General features: G+C 66.9%; 19 protein-coding genes. 1 reads left to right on the top strand and 18 read right to left on the bottom strand.

Annotated features, from left to right (window positions below; genetic code table 11):
- Positions 1-30: 30 nt before the first annotated feature.
- Positions 31-1239, bottom strand: a complete 1209-nt coding sequence (locus G3545_RS05355; protein WP_170010531.1) for a carboxymuconolactone decarboxylase family protein — start codon at positions 1237-1239, stop codon at positions 31-33.
- Positions 1240-1415: 176 nt separating this feature from the next.
- Here G3545_RS05355 and G3545_RS05360 point away from each other — a divergent pair, with 176 nt between their 5' ends.
- Positions 1416-2309, top strand: coding sequence for a LysR family transcriptional regulator (locus tag G3545_RS05360; protein WP_170010533.1), 894 nt, complete (start codon positions 1416-1418; stop codon positions 2307-2309).
- A gap of 41 nt (positions 2310-2350) precedes the next feature.
- On the opposite strand, the gene G3545_RS05365 is transcribed toward G3545_RS05360, so the two are convergent.
- The 17 genes from G3545_RS05365 to G3545_RS05445 all read right to left on the bottom strand — a co-directional run bounded on the left by G3545_RS05365 (position 2351) and on the right by G3545_RS05445 (position 21142).
- On the bottom strand, positions 2351-4087 hold the full coding sequence (locus G3545_RS05365) for an adenylate/guanylate cyclase domain-containing protein (RefSeq protein ID WP_246702701.1): 1737 nt from the start codon (positions 4085-4087) through the stop codon (positions 2351-2353).
- 49 nt (positions 4088-4136) lie between these two features.
- Complete coding sequence (locus G3545_RS05370) at positions 4137-5117, bottom strand: ABC transporter substrate-binding protein (protein ID WP_170010537.1); 981 nt, start codon at positions 5115-5117, stop codon at positions 4137-4139.
- 201 nt (positions 5118-5318) lie between these two features.
- Positions 5319-7637 carry an EAL domain-containing protein gene (locus G3545_RS05375; protein ID WP_170010539.1) on the bottom strand — a complete coding sequence of 773 codons (2319 nt, stop codon included), beginning with the start codon at positions 7635-7637 and terminating at the stop codon, positions 5319-5321.
- A gap of 248 nt (positions 7638-7885) precedes the next feature.
- Entirely contained in the window at positions 7886-8536 is a 651-nt protein-coding gene (gene ureG / locus G3545_RS05380) for an urease accessory protein UreG (RefSeq protein ID WP_170010541.1), read from the bottom strand.
- A gap of 17 nt (positions 8537-8553) precedes the next feature.
- Positions 8554-9312 carry an urease accessory protein UreF gene (locus G3545_RS05385; protein ID WP_170010543.1) on the bottom strand — a complete coding sequence of 253 codons (759 nt, stop codon included), beginning with the start codon at positions 9310-9312 and terminating at the stop codon, positions 8554-8556.
- Positions 9248-9979, bottom strand: coding sequence for an urease accessory protein UreE (locus G3545_RS05390; protein WP_170010545.1), 732 nt, complete (start codon positions 9977-9979; stop codon positions 9248-9250). Before G3545_RS05390 ends, G3545_RS05385 begins: the two co-directional genes overlap by 65 nt.
- Before the next feature lie 38 nt (positions 9980-10017).
- Positions 10018-11730, bottom strand: a complete 1713-nt coding sequence (gene ureC / locus G3545_RS05395; protein WP_170010547.1) for an urease subunit alpha — start codon at positions 11728-11730, stop codon at positions 10018-10020.
- A 10-nt stretch (positions 11731-11740) separates the two neighbouring features.
- Entirely contained in the window at positions 11741-12136 is a 396-nt protein-coding gene (locus tag G3545_RS05400) for a type II toxin-antitoxin system VapC family toxin (protein WP_170010549.1), read from the bottom strand.
- The gene (locus G3545_RS05405) at positions 12133-12417 is read right to left on the bottom strand and encodes an AbrB/MazE/SpoVT family DNA-binding domain-containing protein (RefSeq protein WP_170010551.1); all 285 of its coding nucleotides are present in this window, start codon (positions 12415-12417) and stop codon (positions 12133-12135) included. The genes G3545_RS05400 and G3545_RS05405 overlap by 4 nt, the downstream gene beginning before the upstream one ends.
- Before the next feature lie 55 nt (positions 12418-12472).
- The gene (locus tag G3545_RS05410; protein ID WP_170010553.1) at positions 12473-13093 is read right to left on the bottom strand and encodes an urease subunit gamma; all 621 of its coding nucleotides are present in this window, start codon (positions 13091-13093) and stop codon (positions 12473-12475) included.
- Between the two features lie 44 nt (positions 13094-13137).
- Positions 13138-14010 carry an urease accessory protein UreD gene (locus G3545_RS05415; protein ID WP_170010555.1) on the bottom strand — a complete coding sequence of 291 codons (873 nt, stop codon included), beginning with the start codon at positions 14008-14010 and terminating at the stop codon, positions 13138-13140.
- Positions 13985-14680, bottom strand: a complete 696-nt coding sequence (gene urtE / locus G3545_RS05420; protein ID WP_170010557.1) for an urea ABC transporter ATP-binding subunit UrtE — start codon at positions 14678-14680, stop codon at positions 13985-13987. Before urtE ends, G3545_RS05415 begins: the two co-directional genes overlap by 26 nt.
- A 6-nt stretch (positions 14681-14686) precedes the next feature.
- Positions 14687-15496 (bottom strand): urea ABC transporter ATP-binding protein UrtD, encoded by an 810-nt coding sequence (gene urtD / locus G3545_RS05425; protein WP_170010559.1) that lies wholly within the window; start codon positions 15494-15496, stop codon positions 14687-14689.
- A 10-nt stretch (positions 15497-15506) separates the two neighbouring features.
- Positions 15507-16673, bottom strand: a complete 1167-nt coding sequence (gene urtC, locus G3545_RS05430) for an urea ABC transporter permease subunit UrtC (protein WP_170017921.1) — start codon at positions 16671-16673, stop codon at positions 15507-15509.
- Positions 16674-16699: 26 nt separating this feature from the next.
- Positions 16700-18313 (bottom strand): urea ABC transporter permease subunit UrtB, encoded by a 1614-nt coding sequence (gene urtB, locus G3545_RS05435; RefSeq protein WP_170010561.1) that lies wholly within the window; start codon positions 18311-18313, stop codon positions 16700-16702.
- Between the two features lie 139 nt (positions 18314-18452).
- Positions 18453-19748 carry an urea ABC transporter substrate-binding protein gene (gene urtA / locus G3545_RS05440; protein ID WP_170010563.1) on the bottom strand — a complete coding sequence of 432 codons (1296 nt, stop codon included), beginning with the start codon at positions 19746-19748 and terminating at the stop codon, positions 18453-18455.
- A gap of 230 nt (positions 19749-19978) precedes the next feature.
- Positions 19979-21142: an aminotransferase gene (locus G3545_RS05445; RefSeq protein WP_170010565.1), complete on the bottom strand. Its 1164-nt coding sequence runs from the start codon at positions 21140-21142 to the stop codon at positions 19979-19981.
- Positions 21143-21359 lie beyond the last annotated feature (217 nt).

Consider the following 21359-nt stretch of genomic DNA (forward strand, 5'->3'; position numbering starts at 1 on the left):
CCTTCCATTGCATCGCGGAGGAACGGGGCTTCAGCGTCCGTACTGTTCGTCGGACACCTGCTCCATCCAGTCGACGCTCTTGCCGTCTCGTGCCTCCGCTATGGCGATGTGGGTCATGGCCGATGTCGCGGTGGCGCCGTGCCAGTGCTTTTCGCCCGGCGGGATCCAGACGATGTCGCCCACGCGGATTTCCTGGATGTCCTCGCCCTCGCGCTGCACCCAGCCGGTGCCCGAGGTCACGATCAGCGTCTGGCCGAGCGGATGCGTATGCCACGCGGTGCGCGCGCCGGGCTCGAACGAGACAAACGCGCCGCCGATGCGCGCCGGATCATTCCGCTGGAACCGCTGCTCGATGCGGACGCGGCCGGTGAAATAATCCGCCGGCCCGTCGCTGGGCGGCTGGGAACCGTGGCGCAGAATTTCCATGGCCGTTCTCCCTCGCGTGCCGGACGCCGGGGCCACGTCTTGCCTGCCCGCGCGCGTCTCGAACACCGTCTTGGCAACAGGTAGCGCGGACATCGCCCGCGGCCAGCCAGCATAGAACGCAAGGTGCGTGATGACTTCGGAAAGCTGGGTCTGGCTCAGGCCGTTGTCCATCCCCCGGTTCATGTGGAAGGCCAGTTGGTCGACCTGGCCGGCCGCGATCAAGGCGGTGATCGTCACCAGGCTGCGATCGCGCGGCGCAAGGTCGGCGCGGCGCCACAGATCGCCGAACAGGACGACGTTGGTGTAACGGGCGAGCGCCGGCGCGACAGCTCCGGCCTGCGCCTCCACCGCTGCCGCGCGCTGCGCCTCGCTGGCGTCATCGACGGGGATGCGTTCGCTCGATTGCGCTGCGAGTTGCTCGGCTCCGATGCCGCGCTGCGTGAATACGTCCTTGGCGACGCCGACCGCCGACATGGCCCGCGGCCAGCCGGCATAGAAGGCAAGGTGCGTGATGGTCCCGGCGATCTCGCCGGGCTTCACCCCATTGTCCAGCGCGCGATTGAAGTGGCCCGTCATCTGGGCGGTATGCCCGCCGGCGATGAGCGCGGCGATGGTAACCATGCTGCGATCGCGTGGAGCGAGCTCGGTGCGCTTCCAGACATCGCCGAACAGCACCTCATCAGTATAGGCGCCAAGTGCCGGCGCGACCTCATATACGATGGCGGGCGCCACACGCCTGGGTGCTCCGGCCTGCTCCGCCTCGGCGGGCACGGCGAGCGAAATGACGGCAGCCATGGCAGCGGGCAGCTTCATTGATCAGCTCTCTGATTGGGCAGCGTCGGTGTACGGGCTGCGGAACAGGCGGGCCGCTCGCTTGCCCTCTCGCAGCACGCGAGGGGCCAGCAATCCGCCAGGCCGTGAAAATAGGTCGTGCCGCTTCTAGCGATTAGGCGCTAAAGATCGCATGGACTTATATCGGAGGCTCATGAATGCGCCGCGAAGAACTGGGAGACCTGGCGGCATTCCTCGCCGTCGCCAGGGAGCGGAGCTTCACGCGGGCGGCTGCGCAACTCGGCACCTCGCAATCCGCGCTCAGCCACACCATCCGCCGGCTCGAGGAGCGGCTCGGAGTTCGACTGCTGACCCGCACCACGCGCAGCGTGTCGCCGACCGTCGCGGGGGAGCGCCTGCTCCAGAGCCTGGGCCCGCGGTTCGAGGAGATCGAACTGGAACTCGCGGCCCTGAGCGAGCTTCGGGACAAGCCCGCCGGGACCATCCGCATCACCGCAGGCGAGCACGCGGCCGACGCGATCCTCTGGCCGGCGCTGGAAAAGGTCCTGCCGGACTATCCGGACATCAAGGTCGAGATCATCGTCAATTACGGCATGATCGACATCGTCGCCGAGGGCTATGACGCGGGAGTGCGGCTCGGCGAGCAGGTGGCGCGGGACATGATCGCGATGCGCATCGGGCCGGACATGCGCATGGCCCTGGTGGGCGCCCCCGCCTATTTCGCCAGCCGACCGGCGCCGCTCGCGCCGCAGGACCTCACCGCTCACAGCTGCATCAATCTGCGCCTGCCCACTTATGGCGGGCTCTATGCCTGGGAGTTCGAGAAGGACGGACGCGAGCTGAAGGTACGCGTCGAAGGCCAACTGGTGTTCAATACCCTCGCCCTCAGGCTGAATGCGGCCCTTGCGGGCCTGGGGCTCGCTTATATGCCGGAGGATGCAGTGCGGACGCATCTTGCCGAGGGCCGCCTGGTGCGCGTGCTCGCAGATTGGTGCCCGCCCTTCCCCGGCTATCACCTCTATTATCCGAGCCGGCGCCAATCCTCGGCGGCTTTCGCCGTGCTGGCCGACGCGCTGCGCTACCGGGGTTGAGTGCTGATCGTTCGGATGATCCCATCCGAACGGAAAGGGCTTTAACGCGTGGCAGTCGTATCGACGCCGAAGACATGAACGTGCCGGTTGAACCCCTTCAAGGAGCGCGCCTCCAGCTCGACGAGCGCAACGGCCGTCCCGACCGCCTGGGCCGCCACGCGGTCGATAAGGATTTCGCCGTCCTTCGCGCTCGCGCAGAGGCGCGAGGCGAGGTTTACGACATTGCCGACCGCGGTGTAGTCGAGGCGGCCTTCGGAGCCGATCCGCCCCACTGTCGCCGGCCCCATCGCCAACCCGACACCGAAGCCGAGCTGATGTCCCGCTGCGCGCCATTCGGCCAGAAGCGTCTGAACGCTTGCCTGCATGTCGCGCGCCATCGCGACCGCGCGCCCGGCCGGGTCCGGGCAGGCGACCGGCGCGTTCACCAGCACCATCGCGCCATCGCCCGAAAAGTTGGTAAGCGTCGCCCCATGCGTCGCGACCACCCTTCCGAGCGCATCGTAATAGCTGCCGAGCACCCCGATGATGGTCTCGGGCTTCACCTGGGTCGAGAAGGCGGTGAAGCCGCGGAGATCGCAGAACACCGCCACCACTTCGACGCGCCGCCCGTCGAGCACCCGATCGTCGCCGCTTTGGTCGACAAGTTCGGCGACCTGCGGCGCGAGGAAGCGCTTGAGCCGGCTGATGCGTTCCGAGCGCTCCTGCGAAACGGCGAGTTCGCCGGCCATCTCGTTGAAGCGCTGCGCGAGGCGCTCGAGTTCGTCGCCGGTGGTCAGCTCGATGCGATGATCGAACTGGCCCGCGCCGATCCGGGCGACCCCATCCTCGAGGAGGCGGATCGGCCCGACCATGCGCTGCGTCAGCCAATAGGCGAGCAGCGCGGCGAGGATCGCGCCCGCGATGAGCAGGGCGCCGGTCCGCCACAGCGCCGCATAAATCGGCCCAAACGCCTCCGCCGCCGGCTGCTCGACGATGACGCTCCATTCCACCATGGGGATCGACGCCATCGCTGCCATGACGGCGTCTCCCTCGATATCCCGACCGGCGATGGCCTGGCCGGGCTGCGCCAGGATGGCGGCGCGCAGGAGCTGCAGCGGCCGGGTCGTGGCGTGGTCGGCACGCAGCACCAGGCTAATGTCGGGATGCGCAACGAGGCGTCCCGGCTGGTCGAGCACGAAGGCCTTGCCGGTCTGCCCCACCCGTATCGCGGAGATCACCTCCCAGATGAACTTCAGGTTGACCTCCGCGATCGCCACGCCAACGGCCGAGCGATTTCCCGCGACTGCAACCGTCATGTAGGGTTCCGAACCGCCCTGGAAGGTGACCGGTCCGAACCAGACCCGCTGAGCTCTCGCGCCGATCACGGCGGGATTGCGGGAATCGTCGTCGCCGCTCTCGATGCGGTTGAGGCCGATCCGCGAAACGAAAAGCCGCTCCTTGCCGGCAGAATCGACCAGGCGCAGGCTCAGGACGGGTTGCACCTGGCGCAGCAGGCGCAATCCGTCCAGCCGGCGCCGCTCATCGGCGCCGACCGACCATGGAAGCTGCACCATCCATCCGAGCTGGTCGCGGATCCCTTCGAGGAATTCCTGGATCTTGACGGCCGCGAGTCGCGCCTCCGCGTCGAGCAAATCGCTCAACCGGGCCCGCTGATCGCGATAGCCGAGCCATGCCTCGCTTCCGCCCGCGATCAAAAGCGGTACAACCACCGCCGCGAACAGGGCGAGGAAGTATTTCGTGAACAGCGAGGTCCGGGGGCGCGCCGGTGCGTTGGTCACCATCTGGCCTTGTCCGCCGTCTCTCCGGCCAAGCAGGCTGTTGAACAGGCTATTCGATCACGACGTCGGCGCTGCTCAGGAGCGAAGGCGGGACCGTCAGGCCGAGCGACTGGGCGGCCTTCAGATTGATGAAGAACTCCACTTTCGTCACGCGCTGGACCGGCAGATCGGCCGGCTTCTCGCCCTTGAGGATGCGCCCGGCATAGATTCCAGTGTGTCGATGCGATTGCTGGAAATCGCCGCCATAGCTCATCAGCCCGCCGGCCACCGGAAAATCGCGGCTCTGGGTGATCGCCGGAACGGCATGCTGCGCGGCAAGTTCGGCGAGCCGCCGGCTGCGATTGGCGAAATAGGGATCGGAAGTGAAGACGAGCCCGGCGGCCTCCATGTCGCGGACCGACGCGAACATCCCCTCGAATTCGTCGGACTTGCTGGCGTTCAGCACCCGCAGCTGCAGGCCGAGCGTAGCGGCGGCGGCATGGAGATTCGTCAATTGCGAGTTGACGGTCGGGCTGGTCGGGTTGGCCGCAATCGCGAAGCGCTTGGCCTCCGGGAACAACTCGCTCATGAACTCCAGGCGCTTGCGCGAAACCTCGACGCTCAGGCTCGTCACCCCGGTCATGTTGCCGTCCGGCCGGGACAGGCTGGTTACCAGCCCAAGCGCGACGGGATCACCGCCAAGTTCGAAGACGATCGGGATGTCGCTCGTGGCCGACTTCGCCGCGAGCGCCACCTCCGCACCGCCCGGTGCGACAATCACCGTCACCGCGCGCTTGACGAGTTCCGCCGCCAGCGCCGGCAATTGACGATATTGCCCGTCCGCCCATTGGAACTGGATGGCGACGTTGCGTCCCTCGACATATCCGGTCTCGGCCAGCCCTTCCGCGAAGGCGGCAAGGCGGCTGGCGTAACGTTCCGGATTCTCGGAGCCGAGATAGCCGATCACAGGCATGGCGGACGGTTGCGCGCGTGCCGGTCCTGCCCATGCCACGACCCCAACCATCGAAGCGATGAAGTCGCGCCGCCGCATCCAGGCTGTTGCTCGGCGAGAGCCCGAGCGATGCGGCAGGAGGTCGTCTCGGCCGGCGACCGACATGGCTGCAACCCTGAGCGCTGAACATAAGCTCGCGCAATTGGCATCATAGCCGCGCGGCGGGAGCGGCGAAAGTCGTCAACTACGATCGGAACAGGCCCCTCACGGCCGAACTCTCAGCACAATACGGGTCGCTGGCTACGCGCCCTGCGCATCCTGCCCGCGCAGCAGATCCGAGCCACCGACCAACGGGAAGCCGAGGCCCGCCCAGCGGCCGGGGGTCCAGTTGCGCAGCAGCCAGGGCACGCGGGTCGCGGGCAGCGCCTTGGAGAACAGGAAGCCCTGCGCGAAGTCGCAGCCATTCATCCTGAGATAGGCCGCCTGCGACACCGTCTCGACGCCCTCGGCGGTGGTCTTGATGCCGAGGCTGTGGCCGAGATTGACCACGGCGCGGACGATGGCAGCGTCATCGGCGTCGCGCTCGATGTCGCTGATGAAGGAGCGGTCGATCTTGATGCGGTCGACCGGGAATTGCTTGAGATGGGTGAGCGAGGCGTAGCCGGTGCCGAAATCGTCGAGCGCGATCAGCACGCCGGCATGGTGCAGCTTCGACAGGCTGTGGCGCACCGCCTCGATGCCGCGGCCGAGGAACACGCTCTCCGTCACCTCGATGGCGAGGCGCTCGGGTGGTACCGAGCGCTCGGCAAGCGCGTCGAGCACCCGCTCGGCCAACTCGCCGCGGGCGAATTCGGCCGAGGTGACATTGATGGCGACGCGGCCGAACTCGTGGCCGGCATCCAGCCATTCGCGCATGTCGCGCACCGCGACATCCAGCACCCGGGCGCCGATGGCGATGGCGAGGTCGGTGTCCTCGAACGCGCCGGCGAAATCGCCCGGGCCGAGCAGCCCCTTGCGCGGATGGCGCCAGCGCAGCAGCGCCTCGAAGCCGGCAATGGCGCCGGTGCGCAGCGAGATCTTCGGCTGGTAATAAGGCAGGAACTCGCCATTCTCGAGCCCCATGCGCACGCGGCCATTGAGCTGGACGCGGCTCTCGGTGGCCTCGCGCATCACCACGTCATACTGCACCACGATGCCGCGCCCGGCGGCCTTGGCGCGGTAGAGCGCGATGTCGGCGTTCTTGAGCAGTTCCTGCGGATCGGTGCCGTGCTCCGGTGCCATGGCGAAGCCGATGCTGCCGCGGCACGAGAGCTTGCCACGGCGATAGACGAAGGGCTCGCGCAGCGCCTCGAGGATACGTTCGGCAACTTCCATGCCCTCGGCCGCGCTGGTGACGCGGTCCAGCACCACGACGAACTCGTCGCCGCCGAGCCGGGCGACGGTGTCGACCTCGCGCACGCATTCGATCAGCCGGCGCGCCGCCTCGATCAGCAGCGCGTCGCCGGCATCGTGGCCGAGCGCGTCGTTGACGTCCTTGAACTGGTCGAGATCGATCAGCAGCAGCACGACATGGCAGCCGGCGCGGCGGGCGCGGCGCAGCGCGACGTCGAGCCGGTCGCGCATCAGGCCGCGATTGGGCAGGTCGGTCAGCGCATCATGATTGGCCATGTGCCACATGCGCTGCTCGGCTTCCTTCTGCTCGGTGACGTCCTGCAGGATGCCGAAGGCGCGGACCGCGGCCTCGCCGTCGCGCTCGATGTCGCAGCTCTTGCGCACCATGCGGTTGCGGCCCTGCGCATCGATGAAGGGCAGCTCCAGCTCGAAGGATTCGCCAGTTCGCAGCGAGGCTTCGAAGCGGCGCTGGAACTGGGCACGGGCCTCGCTCGGGAAATGCGACAAAGCAAGGTCCGGCGAGGGCTCGCGCCCGGGCGTCATGCCATAGATGCGATAGACGCCGTCCGACCAGGTGAGCTTGCCGCTGGCGACGTCGAATTCCCAGCCGCCAACCTTGGCGAGGCGCTCGGTCTGCGCCAGCAGCGTCTGGCGCCGCCACAGTTCACGGCTCTGGTGCTCCAGCTGGTTCTGGCTGGTGCGGCGATGCTCGAGCTCGCTCTTGGCGCTGCGGGTGGCCTCGTGGAGGCGGATCTGGTCGGCGACGACGGACGCCAGATGGCGCACGATCTCGGCCTCCCCGGCGGTCAGTTCGCGCGGCTCCGGCCCGAAGATGCACAGCGCGCCGATATTGAGGCCGGGCCGCACCGCGACCGGAGCGCCGGCATAGAAGCGGATATGCGGCGCGCCGGTGACATAGGCATTGTCGCGGAAGCGCGGATCGGCGGTGGTGTCGGGCACGACGAGGATGTCGTCGGACAGGATGGTCCAGGTGCTGAAGGAATCCTCGCGCGATGTCCCGTCAATGGCGAGGCCGATGCCGGAGGTCGCCTTGAACCATTGCCGGTCGCGATCGACCATGCCGACGCAGGCCGACGTCGCACCGAGCGCTTCACACGCAATGGCGCAGATGCCGTCCATCGACGGCGTCGGGCAGGCATTCAGGATGTCGAGGGCATAGAGTTCCGCAAGCCGCTCCGCCTCGTTCTCCGGTACCGGATATGCCATCGAATATGTCTTCCCGGTCGGCGAAGATCGAGGAGCGTTTTCGGATGTCGAACGCGCCGGTCCGGCAGATTTTTCTGCCCTTCACCGGTGTCGACCTTCCAAACAGCCCTCACCCCGCGCGTCGTCTAGATGCCATATCGAAACGCGCAACCCTACGTTACTTTGGGGCTGTTAATGCCCGCTTTTTATGTTTAGTGAATGTGGTGTGAACCCGTTCAGCGAAACTTCCGGGTGCCACACCACTCCTTTCAGACACCGGCGAGAGCCGGGCTCTTCGAACCATGCGGCACCAGGCCGCCGGCCTGCTCGATGAAGCGCGCCACGTCCTCGACGCCCTGGCCCGCCCGCACATTGGCGAAGACGAAAGGACGGCGTCCGCGCATGCGCTGCGAATCCCGGTCCATCACCTCCAGCGAGGCGCCGACATAGGGCGCGAGGTCGATCTTGTTGATGACGAGGAGGTCCGAGCGGGTGATGCCGGGACCGCCCTTGCGCGGGATCTTCTCCCCCGCCGAAACGTCGATGACGTAGATGGTGATGTCGGCAAGCTCGGGCGAGAAGGTCGCGGCGAGATTGTCGCCGCCGGATTCGATCAGGATGAGGTCGAGCTTCGGGAAGCGCGCGCGCATGTCCGCGATCGCCGCAAGGTTCGCAGAGGCGTCCTCGCGGATCGCGGTGTGCGGGCAGCCGCCGGTCTCCACCCCCATGATGCGCTCGGCGGGCAGCGCCCCGGCGCGGGTGAGGATTTCGGCATCCTCCTTGGTGTAGATATCGTTGGTGATGGCGCAGAGGTCGTAGCGCTCGCGGAATGTCCGGCACAGCGCTTCCATCAGCGCGGTCTTGCCCGAGCCCACCGGCCCGCCAATGCCGACCCGCAGCGGCCCGCTCGTCTCCATCATCCTTCTCCCATCTGCACTCAGCTTCGGAACAGTCTCGTATATTGCGTCTCGTGGCGCATCGAGGCGATATCGGAGCGCAGCGCAGCGCAGGCGATCGCATCGAGCGGCACGTCGGGCGCCGCCTGAGCCGCGGCCCGCACCTCGGCGACGAGGCCGGCCAGCACGCGGTTGCCGTCGGTCTGGCCCAGCGGCACCAGGCGCACCGCGGCGGAGACCAGATTGGCGGCCACCGCGGTGAGGAAAGCCGAGAGTGTGGAGGCAAGCGGCAGGCCATGTGCCGCCGCGCTGACGCCGACCGCCACCGGATAGGCGACGCGTCCGTCCCAGGCGTGCGCCAGCCGGTCGAGCCTGGGCGCCGGCCAGGCGGCGCGGGTCGCGGTCATGAAGGCGTCGCCCTGGTTCAGCGTCTCCATCTGCCGCTCGCGCGAGGGTGCGAACGCCGCCGCCAGTTCCGCCACTTCGCGCAGATCGGCGTCCGAACCATCGCGCAGTGCGCGCCAGGCAAGAGCGAGCAGCACCGCATCGCAGAACGGCCCGCCGTGCCGGATCAGGTCGGAGACCCAATCCATCAGCGTCGCCGCATCGCGGATGTCCCCGGTCTCCACTGCCCATTCGAGCCCGTGCGAATAGGCGAAGGCGCCGACCGGATAGGCCGGCGACAGCCAGACCAGCAGCGGCAGCAGGTCGACGGCGTCCTGGTGCCCGCCGGCCTCAGCCGTGCCGGTGGGCATGGTCGTGGTGGTGATCGTCGTGGTCGTGGCCGCGCTTGTGGTCATGGTCGTGCACGTGGATCACGTCGCGGGCCGGCTCGTGAGCATGTTTGTGGTCGTGGTCGTGGCCATGATCGTGCCCATGATCATGGTCGTGACCATGGTGCGCGTGGTCGTGGTGCGCGTGATCGTGGTGCGCGTGATCGTGGTGGCTGTGGCCGCAGCCGCATGCTTCACCGTGCTCATGATGATCGTGGGCATGGTGTTCATGTGCGTGATGCTCGTGGCCGTGGGCTTCCGCCGCCTCATAGGCGCCGCCTTCCGGCTCGAACGCGGCTTCCACCACCGACACGGTGGCGCCGAGACCGCGCGCCATCTCTTCCAGCACGTTGTCGCGCGCAATGCGGATGCGGTCGGCCAGCAACTCCGCCGCCACGTGGCGATTGCCGAGATGCCAGGCGAGGCGGGCGAGGTGATGGGCGTCGCGGGCGACGATCTCCGCCACCGGCTCCTCGGCCGCGACCACGGCGACGATCCGGCCGTCATCGAGCTTCAGGCCGTCGCCATGCTTCAGGTGGGTCGCCTCAGTGAGGTCCAGCAGGAAGGCTACATCGCCCTCCCCGCGCATGGCGATGCGGCGGCGGTGGCGGCCATCATGCGGCAGCACCACGCGGTCGGCGGCGCTCGCCGCATTCCAGGTGCCGGCGGGAAGGACCTCATTGGCGCGGATCATGGGTGAACTCCTGCTCGGTCGCGATGCCCCGCATTCACTTAGAACAGGAAGTAGCGCTGCGCCATGGGCAGCTCGGTCGCCGGTGCGCAGGTGAGCAGTTCGCCATCGGCGCGGACCTCATAGGTCTCCGGGTCGATCTCGATGTGCGGCGTCGCGCTGTTGTGGATCATCGAGGCCTTGCCGATGCCGGCGCGGACGTTCTCCACAGCGAGGAAAGCCTTCTCCAGCCCAAGCCGGGCGCCGACGCCGCGCTCGACGGCCGCGCGCGAGGTGAAGGTCACCGACGTGGCGGTACGGGCCTTGCCGTAGGCACCGAACATCTCGCGATAGTGAACCGGCTGCGGGGTCGGGATCGAGGCGTTGGGATCGCCCATCTGCGCCGCGACGATGGCGCCGCCCTTCACCACCATGTCCGGCTTGGTGCCGAAGAAGGCCGGCGACCAGATGACGAGGTCGGCGAGCTTGCCCGGCTCCACCGAGCCGATATGGCGCGAGATGCCGTGGGCGATGGCGGGATTGATGGTGTATTTCGCCACATAGCGCTTGGCGCGCAGATTGTCGTTACGCTCGGAATCCCCGGGCAGCGGGCCGCGCTGCAGCTTCATCTTGTGCGCGGTCTGCCAGGTGCGGGTGATCACTTCGCCGAGCCGGCCCATGGCCTGGCTGTCGGACGAGATCATCGAGAGCGCGCCGAGATCGTGGAGGATGTCCTCCGCCGCGATGGTCTCCTTGCGGATGCGGCTCTCGGCGAAGGCGAGGTCTTCGGCGATCAGCGGATCGAGGTGGTGGCACACCATGAGCATGTCGAGATGCTCGTCGAGCGTGTTCACCGTGAAGGGCCGCGTCGGGTTGGTGGAGGACGGCAGCACGTTCGGCAGGCTTGCCACCTTCATGATATCGGGCGCATGGCCGCCGCCGGCACCTTCGGTGTGGAAGGCGTGGATGGTACGGCCCTTGAAGGCGGCGACGGTGTCCTCGACGAAGCCGCTCTCATTGAGCGTGTCGGTGTGGATCATGATCTGGATGTCATGCTCGTCCGCCACCGACAAAGCGCAGTCGATGGCCGCGGGCGTGGTGCCCCAGTCCTCGTGCAGCTTCAGCGAACAGGCGCCGGCCTCGATCTGCTCGGTGAGCGCCGCGGGCAGCGAGGCATTACCCTTGCCGGAGAGCGCGAGGTTCACCGGGAAGCTGTCGAAGGCGCGCAGCATCATCTCGATGTGCCAGGCACCGGGTGTGCAGGTGGTGGCGTTGGTGCCGGCCGCCGGCCCGGTGCCGCCGCCGAGCATGGTGGTGACGCCGCTCATCAGCGCATGCTCGATCTGCTGCGGGCAGATGAAATGGATGTGGCAGTCGAAGCCGCCGGCGGTGACGATCTTGCCCTCGCCGGCGATGATCTCGGTGCCCGGCCCGATAACGATATCGATCCCCGGCTGGATATCCGGATTGCCGGCCTTGCCGATGGCGAGGATGCGGCCGTCGCGCAGGCCGATATCGGCCTTCACGATCCCCCAATGATCGAGGATCAGCGCATTGGTGATGACCGTGTCGGCGGTGCCGCCGGCCCGCGTGGTCTGCGCCTGCCCCATGCCGTCGCGAATGGTCTTGCCGCCGCCGAACTTCACCTCCTCACCATAGACGGTGAGGTCGCGCTCCACCTCGATGACGAGCGAGGTATCGGCAAGGCGCACCCGATCGCCGGTGGTGGGGCCGTACATCTCGGCATAGAAGGCGCGGGAGATCTTCAGGGACATGGGGGTCTCGTCACATCACGGGTGAGAAGGCGGGATGCGTGGCGGCTTTTCGATCGAACGTATAGGTCGTCGCACACTCGAGATCGGCATTGATCTCGGCGATGAAGTAGTCGGCGAAGTGAGCGGATCCATCTTCCCATGCGGCCATGGCGCGGCGGATCGCCCCTTCATGCGAGAAGGTCAGGTCGTCCTGATCGAGCAGCGATTGCAGGACCGACAGCACATCCGCCTTGCTCCAGCCGAGCGTGCGACGCAGCACCCACACCATCTCGTGGACGACGACCGCATTGACGAGCACGGGCGTGTCGGGAGCGATGGATTCGAGTAGTTGCTGTGCCTTCCCGCTTTCGATCGGGCTGTCCTGCAGGATCAGACGCAGCAGGACATTGGTGTCGAACCCGATCATGGCTTCTTGCCCAGCCCGCTCAAATAGCGTTCCCGCATCGCTTCGTCGATCGCCGCGTCGATATCCTCGTCCGTCAGCGGCCGCTCCAGCTTCACCGGCTCGCGCGAGCGCACCCAGTCGAGGAAACGCTTCGGCTTGCGCGGCGCCACCTCGGCGGTGCCGTCGTCGCGGAGTACCACGTGGAGCTTGTCGCCGGCCTTCATGTTCCAGCGCTTGCGCAGTTCGGCCGGCAAGGTGAACTGGCCCTTGCTGGTGAGGGTGATGTCAGTCTCGTAAGGCATGACGCAATCTCCTTACTTTGAAGATATGCCTTACGACAGCCTTCCGCAAGGCAACTCACAGCTTCCCCATCACGTCCTGCCGGAACCCATAGACCTCGCGCTTGCCGGCGAGCGCGACCAGCGTCACCTCGCGGGACTGGCCGGGCTCGAAGCGCACCGCGGTGCCGGAGGGGATGGCGAGGCGCATGCCGCGCGCCTTGTCCCGCTCGAAGGCGAGCGCCGGGTTGGTCTCGAAGAAATGGTAATGGCTGCCGACCTGGATCGGCCGGTCGCCGGTATTGGCGACCGTGAGCGCGACGGTCTCGCGGCCGGCGAGCAGCTCGATCTCGCCGTCCTCCACCAGCACCTCGCCGGGCACGACGGCGGCATGCGCGCCGCGGATCGGCTCATGCACCGTCACCAGCTTGGTGCCATCCGGGAAGGTCGCCTCGACCTGCACGTCATGGATGATCTCGGCGATGCCGGGCATCACCTGCTCGGCGGTCAGCACGGTGGCGCCAAGGGTCATCAGTTCGGCGACGCTCTTGCCGTCGCGCGCGCCCTCGATGACGACATCGGTGATCAGCGCGATCGCCTCCGGATGGTTGAGCTTCACGCCGCGCTCCAACCGGCGGCGCGCCACCATGGCAGCCATGGCGACCAGCAGCTTGTCCTTCTCACGGGGGCTCAGATTCATCGGGACTCTCCGGAAACAGGCGGATCAGAAGCGGAAAACAGGCATCAGGAATGCCAGATGCGCGGCGGGTCAGCTATGCCCAATTCGCCGATGATGCGGCGCAGCGCCTTGTCCAGTACCGCGCTGTCGCGCGCCAGCAGGCGAACCGAAAGCATGCCGTCCCAGGCGCTGGCGCCGGCCTCGAGCGTGGGGGCGAGATCATCGGGCAGACCGAGCGCAGCGCGCACCGCCTCCAGCCGCGCCTCGGCATCGGGGGCCACCAGCAGAACCGTGGCAAAGGCGGCCGCCCCCAGAGCAATGCTGGGGCGATCGAGCAGCTTTGCTATGTCGCCGCCGAGATCGAGCCCATCGGCATAGATCAGCCGGCCATTGCGACGGATGCGCCAGCGATCATGGAGCGCCCCGGTCGCAAAGCGCTCGCCCCGCGCGGCGCGGCCGAGCGCGACCGGTTCCACCAGAAGCAGGCGGGCGCCCTCCCTGACCTCGGCGGAGATGGTGCGCTCCACCCTCGCCTGATCGAAGAGGATGGTCCATTGCGGCAGCCAGTCGAGGCTGGCGCCGGGCTCGACCAGGAGATCGACGTCGATCTTCGAGACCGCGCCGTCGGAGCGATAGATCTTCTCCGCCGCCTGCGTCGTCGCCACCAGATGGGCACCGGCGCGGGCGATCATCTGCGTCGCCACCGCGTCGCCGCCCGCGATCCCTCCGCCGGTATTGATCAGCACCGCCTCCAGCGCGGCACCGCGCTTGCCGGAGCGCGGGAAACGGGCGCGGCTCGGCCCGGCCTCCTCCAGCCGGCCGAGCACGGTGCGCTCACCCAGCGCCCTCGCCTCGACCAGCACCCGGCCATGCGAGCGCAAGCCGGCGGGAACGCGCTCGATCGGAGAGAAATCAGACGGCAATGCGGTTACGTACATCCGGGTCCTCGAGCGCCGCGCCGTCGCCCGACATCACCACCGCGCCGCGCTCCATCACGATGAAATGGTCGGCAAGTTCCTTGGCGAAGTCAAAATACTGCTCGACCAGCACGATCGCCATGTCGCCCTTGGAACGCAGATAACGGATGGCGTTGCCGATGTCCTTGATGATGGAGGGCTGGATGCCCTCGGTCGGCTCGTCCAGCACCAGCACCTTGGGCCGCATCACCAGTGCGCGGCCGATGGCGAGCTGCTGCTGCTGGCCGCCGGAGAGGTCGCCGCCACGCCGGCGCAGCATGGAATCCAGCACCGGAAACAGCGAGAACACATCGTCCGGTATCTCGCGCTCGCTGCGCTTCAGCGGCGCGAAGCCGGTCTCCAGATTTTCCGCCACGGTGAGGAGCGGAAAGATCTCGCGGCCCTGCGGCACGAAGGCGATGCCGCGGCGCGCGCGCTCGGCCGGCGCCAGGGTGGTGATGTCGGCGCCATTGAAATGGATGGCCCCCCTGGCGATCGGCGCCTGGCCGACAATGGCGCGCATCAGGCTGGTCTTGCCGACACCATTGCGCCCGAGCACGCACGTGACCTTGCCGGCCTCGGCCTTCAGCGAGACCCCGCGCAGTGCCTGGGCGGCGCCGTAGAACAGATTGACGTCCTTGACTTCGAGCATGATGCGTCAGCGCCCCAGATACACTTCGATGACGCGCTCATTGGCGCTGACCTGGTCGAGCGAGCCTTCCGCCAGCACCGAGCCTTCGTGCAGGCACATCACGCGCACGCCGAGATCACGCACGAAGGTCATGTCGTGCTCGACCACAACCACGGAGTGCCCGTTATCGTGGATCGAGCGCAGCAATTCCGCGGTCTGCGCGGTCTCGGCATCGGTCATGCCGGCGACCGGCTCGTCGACGAGAAGCAGCTTCGGGTCCTGCGCCAGCAACATGCCGATCTCCAGCCACTGCTTCTGGCCATGCGAGAGCGCGCCGCCCAGGCGGTTGCGGTGATCCGAGAGCTTGATGGTGTGGAAGATCTCGTCGATGCGGTCGCGCTGCGCACCGGTTTCCTTCTGGAAGATATTGGCGAGCGCGCCGCGCTGGCCCTTCAGGGCGAGGCGCAGATTGTCGATCACCGTGTGGCTCTCGAACACCGTCGGCTTCTGGAACTTGCGGCCGATGCCGAGCGTGCAGATCTCGGTCTCGTCGAGCTTGGTGAGGTCGGTGGTGCCGGCGAACAATACGTCGCCGCGGTCCGGCCGGGTCTTGCCGGTGATGACGTCCATCATCGTGGTCTTGCCGGCGCCGTTCGGGCCGATGATGGCCCGCATCTCGCCGGGATCGACGGTGAAGGACAGCGCGTTCAAGGCTCGGAAGCCATCGAAGGTGACGGTCACGTCGTTGAGATAGAGCAGCGCCTCGGTGAGGCTCCTGTCGGAGATGGCCCTGGCCTCGTGCTCTGCGGGCGGCTCCAGCGTATCAATGTCGCTCATGTCCGCCTCCTCACTCGGCCGGCTTGGGTTCGGCGACCTCGGGCAGCACATCGGGCGATGGCAAGCGCTTGGCCCGCCATTCCAGGAAGGTGCCGAGGATGCCCTTTGGCAGGAACAGCGTCACCGCGACGAACAGGCCGCCCAGCATGAACAGCCAGTAGGGCGCGAGGAAGCCGGAGGTGAAATAGGTCTTGGCGTAGTTCACCAGAACGGCGCCAAGCGCCGCGCCGGCGAGCGTGCCGCGTCCCCCAACCGCCACCCAGACGATGATCTCGATGGAGTTGGCGGGGGAGAACTCGCTCGGATTGATGATGCCGACCTGCGGCACATAGAGCGCCCCGGCAATGCCGGCGAGGCAGGCCGAGACCACGAAGGCGACCAGCTTGTAGTTTTCGGCGCGATAGCCGGTGAAGCGCACCCGGGTCTCGGCGTCGCGGATGGCGATCAGCACCTTGCCGAAATGCGAGCGCACCAGGAACCGGCACAGCACATAGCCGCCGGCGAGCGCGAGCGCGGAGAGCGCAAACAGCACGGCGCGGGTACCGTCGGCCTGGATGTTGAAGCCGAGGATATCCTTGAAGTCGGTCAGGCCGTTATTGCCGCCAAAGCCCATGTCGTTGCGGAAGAAGGCCAGCAGCAAGGCGAAGGTCATCGCCTGGGTGATGATCGACAGATAGACGCCGGTGACGCGCGAGCGGAAGGCGAACCAGCCGAACACCAGAGCGAGGATGCCCGGCGCCAGCAGCACCATGATCACGGCGAAGGGGAACCAGTCGAAGCCGTACCAGAACCAGGGCAGTTCCTTCCAGTTCAGGAACACCATGAAGTCCGGCAGCACCGGATCGCCATAGACGCCGCGGGTCCCGATCTGGCGCATCAGGTACATGCCCATCGCATAGCCGCCGAGCGCGAAGAAGGCGCCGTGGCCGAGCGAGAGGATGCCGACATAGCCCCAGATCAGATCGACTGAGAGCGCGAGCAGCGCGTAGCAGAGATATTTGCCGAGCAGCGCCATCACATAGGTCGGCACGTGCAGGGCGGAGTCCGGCGCGGTGAACAGGTTCAGCGCCGGGATGAGGATGGCCGCGCCGATGACGATGGCGAGGAAGATGCGGCCGCTCGTGCCGAGCAGCGCCGGAATCGGCGTGTCGAGCGGGCCTGTGCCGGGCGTATTCATGCTGGGCGTACTGGTGCTGGGCGTACTCATGCCTCGATCGCCCTTCCCTTCAGCGCGAACAGGCCGCGCGGTCGCTTCTGGATGAACAGGATGACGATCACCAGCAGCGCGATCTTGCCGAGCACTGCGCCGGCATAGGGCTCCAGCAGCTTGTTGGCGATGCCGAGCGACATGGCGCCGACCAGCGTGCCCCAGAGATTGCCGACGCCGCCGAACACCACGACCAGGAAGCTGTCGATGATGTAGCTCTGGCCGAGATTGGGCGACACGTTATCGATCTGCGACAGCGCCACGCCCGCCATGCCGGCAATGCCGGAGCCGAGGCCGAAGGTGGCGGCGTCGACCCAGTTGGTGCGGATGCCCATGGAGGCGGCCATGCGGCGGTTCTGCGTCACCGCGCGCATCTCCAGCCCGATGCGGGTCAGCCGCAGCACGCCCATCAGCGCGATGAACACCAGGATGGCGAAGACAATGATCCACATCCGGCCATAGGTGACCGAGAGATGGCCGATATCGAAGGTGCCGGACATCCAACTCGGCGCGCCGACCTCGCGGTTGTTGGCGCCGAATATGGTGCGGATGGCCTGCTGCAGGATCAGCGAGATGCCCCATGTGGCGAGCAGGGTTTCCAGCGCGCGGCCATAGAGGAAACGGATCACGGTGCGCTCGATGATCACGCCGATCAGCGCGGTGAAGATGAAGGCGAGCGGGATGGCGATGATGAGCGACCAGTCGAACAAGCCGGGCGCATAGGAGCGGATCGCCTCCTGCACCACGAAAGTGGTGTAGGCGCCGAGCATCACCATCTCGCCATGGGCCATGTTGATGACGCCCATCACGCCGAAGGTGATGGCGAGGCCGATGGCGGCCAGCAGCAGCACCGAGCCGAGCGAGACGCCGTACCAGACATTCTGCGCCACGCCCCAGACCGCGAGGTTGCGGTCGATGCCGGCAATGGCGGTTGCCGCGGCGGACTTCACCGTGGCCGGGGTGTCGGCCGGCAGGTTGCGCAGAATGGCGAGCGCGTCCTGGTCGCCGGCATCGGCGATGGTGGCGACCGCGGCGACGCGCTCGGCCTCAGGCGCGGCAGGATTACCGATGATGAGCGCCGCGCGGGCCTCCTCCATCGCCGCCTTCACCTTCGGATCGGTCTCGCGGGCGAGCGCGGTCTGCAATGCGGGCAACGCCGCGACATCGCGCGACTTGAACACCGAGATCGCAGCCTCAAGCCGCTTGGCCGGGTCCGGCGCCATCAGCGAGAGCGCGCCACTGGCGGCCTCGATGGCGCCGCGCACCCGGTTATTGGCACGAACCGTCTTCAGGCTCGCCGCATCGACGGTCGCCGGGGCGCCGGTGGTGGCGTCGATCAACGCACCGTCGGTGCCCTTGATGTAGACGAGCTTGCTCGCCGGATCGAACAGCAGCCGGCCGTCGCCCAGCGCCGCGACCACGCTGCCGGCGCGCTCATTGCCGCTGGTGACCAGCAGGCCAAGCCCGGCGAAGGTGTCGGCGTAGGAGTCGGTGGTGAATTTCGCGAGGGCGTCCTCATAGGGACCCGCCTTGGCATCGGACGGCAGGAGGGCCGCAAACAGCGCCAGCCCCAAAAACAGGGCGGCGGCGAAGCTCGATGGAAGCCGCATCACAATTCCTGAAGTTCGATCGGCAAAAGCGCGATCGACAAAACGCCGATCGGCAGGTGGAACGGGCGGGGCTGCAACGCCCCGCCCGGCCGCATTCTTCTCCCTCTTCCCATGGGGGCGAGGGGCTAAGGCCGTGATCTCACGCGCCGCCGCACTTCTTGGTCTTGGCGTTGTAGTTGCCGCACTTCAGCTTCACCCAGTCGGCGTCGAGGTCCTTCGAGCCTTCGAGGAAGTCGGACCAGGCGTCGCCCGGCACCAGACCGTTGCTCTTCCACACCACGTCGAACTGGCCGTTATCCTCGATCTCGCCGATGAAGACGGGCTTGGTGATGTGGTGGTTCGGCAGCACTTCGGCGACGCCGCCGGTGAGGTTCGGCACCTTGATTCCCGGCAGGGCGTCGATCACCTTGTCGGCGTCGGTGGACTTCACCTTCTCGACCGCGGCGACCCAGGCGTTGAAGCCGATGACGGTGGCTTCCATCGGGTCATTGGTGGTGCGCTTCGGGTTCTTGGTATAGGCCTGCCACTTGGCGATGAAGTCCTTGTTGGCAGGGGTATCGATCGACTCGAAGTAGTTCCAGGCGGCGAGATGGCCGACCAGCGGCTTGGTGTCGATGCCCGCGAGCTCTTCTTCGCCGACCGAGAACGCCACCACCGGGATGTCGGTGGCCTTGATGCCCTGGTTGCCGAGTTCCTTGTAGAACGGAACGTTGGCGTCGCCATTGATGGTCGAGACTACCGCGGTCTTCTTGCCGGTCGAGCCGAACTTCTTGATGTCCGCCACGATCGTCTGCCAGTCGGAATGACCAAACGGCGTGTAGTTGATCATGATGTCTTCCTTCGCGACGCCCTTGGAGAGCAGGTACGCCTCGAGGATCTTGTTGGTGGTGCGCGGATAGACGTAGTCGGTGCCGGCCAGCACCCAGCGCTTCACCTCGCCGCCGTCCTTCGACATCAGATAGTCGACCGCCGGGATCGCCTGCTGGTTCGGAGCGGCGCCGGTGTAGAACACGTTGCGCTCGCTCTCCTCGCCCTCGTACTGGACGGGATAGAAGAGGATGGAGTTCAGTTCCTTGAACACCGGCAGCACGGACTTGCGGGACACCGAGGTCCAGCAGCCGAACACCACGGCGACCTTGTCCTTGGAAATCAGCTCGCGGGCCTTTTCGGCGAACAGCGGCCAGTTGGAAGCAGGATCGACGACCACCGCCTCGAGCTTCTTGCCGAGCACGCCACCCTTCTTGTTCTGCTCGTCGACGAGGAACAACACGGTGTCCTTCAGCGTGGTCTCGCTGATGGCCATGGTGCCGGAAAGCGAGTGCAGCACGCCGACCTTGATCGTCTCCTGGGCCTTGGCGGGGACGAGAGCGCCGGCCAGCACGAGCGCAGCCGCGCCCGCGGCCACGCGGCCCGCATGGGAAAACAGATTAAACATAGTCGTTCCCTTCTGGAGTTCGCACGCAGGACCCCCGTCCGCGCGCCGGGTCAGAAGGTTAGCAATGGCCGTGCCAAGCGAGCCGGGGCACCGGCCAGCGCCCGCGAGATACCTTCGGCAACGCTCGGAAAGTCGAATTACCGCGAGCTTTGCCTAGAAAGGCGGCAGGCCCTCACCAAATGCATGCTCCGGCGGCAGCCGAATCCCTATGCATGCATCGGCCGCAAGGCTCACGCTGTCACAAATGCCGGAATGAAGGCAGATAGCCGGCTAATCGCGGAATCCAGCGTGGCGTCATGCTTGGCAAAGCAGAAGCGCACCACGCTGCGCACCGGCTCCTGGGCGTAAAAGGCCGAGACCGGAATGGCGGCGACGCCACCCTCCGCCACCAGCCGGCGGCAGAAGGCCTCATCATCAAGCGTCGCACCGAGCGGACCGATATCGATATTGAGGAAATAGGTGCCGGCCGAAGGCAGCACCCGGTAGCCGAGATCCGCCAGCCCCTGCCCCAGCCGGTCGCGCGAGCGCTGCAGGCCGGCGCGCATCGCCTCGAACCATTCCGGCTCCTTGCCGAGCCCATAGGCGACGGCTTGCTGGAGCGAGGGCGGCGTGGTGAAGGTGAGGAACTGGTGCGCTTTCGACAGCGCCCGCATCAGTTCCGGCGCGGCGCAGACGAAGCCGACCTTCCAGCCGGTCATGCCGAAGATCTTGCCGGCCGAGCCGATCTTGACCGCGCGCTCGCGCAGGCCCGGCAATGCGAGCACGGAGACGTGGCGGCGACCATCGAACACCACGTGCTCCCACACCTCGTCGGACACCAGCACGGCATTGCTGCGCCGTACAAAGCGGGCGAGCAGTTCCAGTTCCTCGGCATCGAAGACGCGGCCGGTCGGATTGTGCGGGTTGTTGAACAGCACGACGCGGGTGCGGGCTGAGAAGGCGCGCTCCAGCGCCTCTTCGGTGATCCGCCAGCCGGGCGGCGACAGGCCGACGAGGCGCGGCACGCCGCCGGCGCGCTGCACCAGCGGCAAATAGGCATCGTAAAGCGGCTGGAACAGCACCACTTCATCGCCGGGCTCGATCAGCGCGAACAGCGCGCCGGCGATCGCCTCGGTGGCGCCGGAGGTAATCATCACCTCGCTCTCGGCATCGAGATCGAGGCCCTGCCAGTCCCGGTAATGGCGGGCAACGGCATGGCGCAATTCCGGCACGCCCATCATCGGCGGGTATTGGTTCCAGCCGTTGAGCACCGCCTCCGCTGCCTTCGCCCGCACGTCCTCGGGGCCGGGATCATCCGGAAAGCCCTGGCCGAGATTGACGGCGCCATGCTCGCGGGCGAGCCGCGACATGGTTTCGAACACGGTGGTAGGCAGGTTGGCAAAGAGCGAGTTCATTTTACGCGCGCTGGATGTTGTTCTTGATGATGAACAGGCGACTTGCGCCTTTATCCTCCCGTGCGCGGCAAAAGGGAAGAGAGGCGCGCCCTCCTGCTTCAGCATCCTTCGAGGCCCGGCTTTGCCGGGCACCTCAGGATAAGGTCGTTCTTTTTCTCCAACCTGTCGTCATCCCGGCCGAAGAGCCGGGATCGCGTGAAGTCCCGCCCAACACCTT

The organism is Starkeya sp. ORNL1, from assembly GCF_012971745.1.
Taxonomy (GTDB): Bacteria; Pseudomonadota; Alphaproteobacteria; order Rhizobiales; family Xanthobacteraceae; genus Ancylobacter.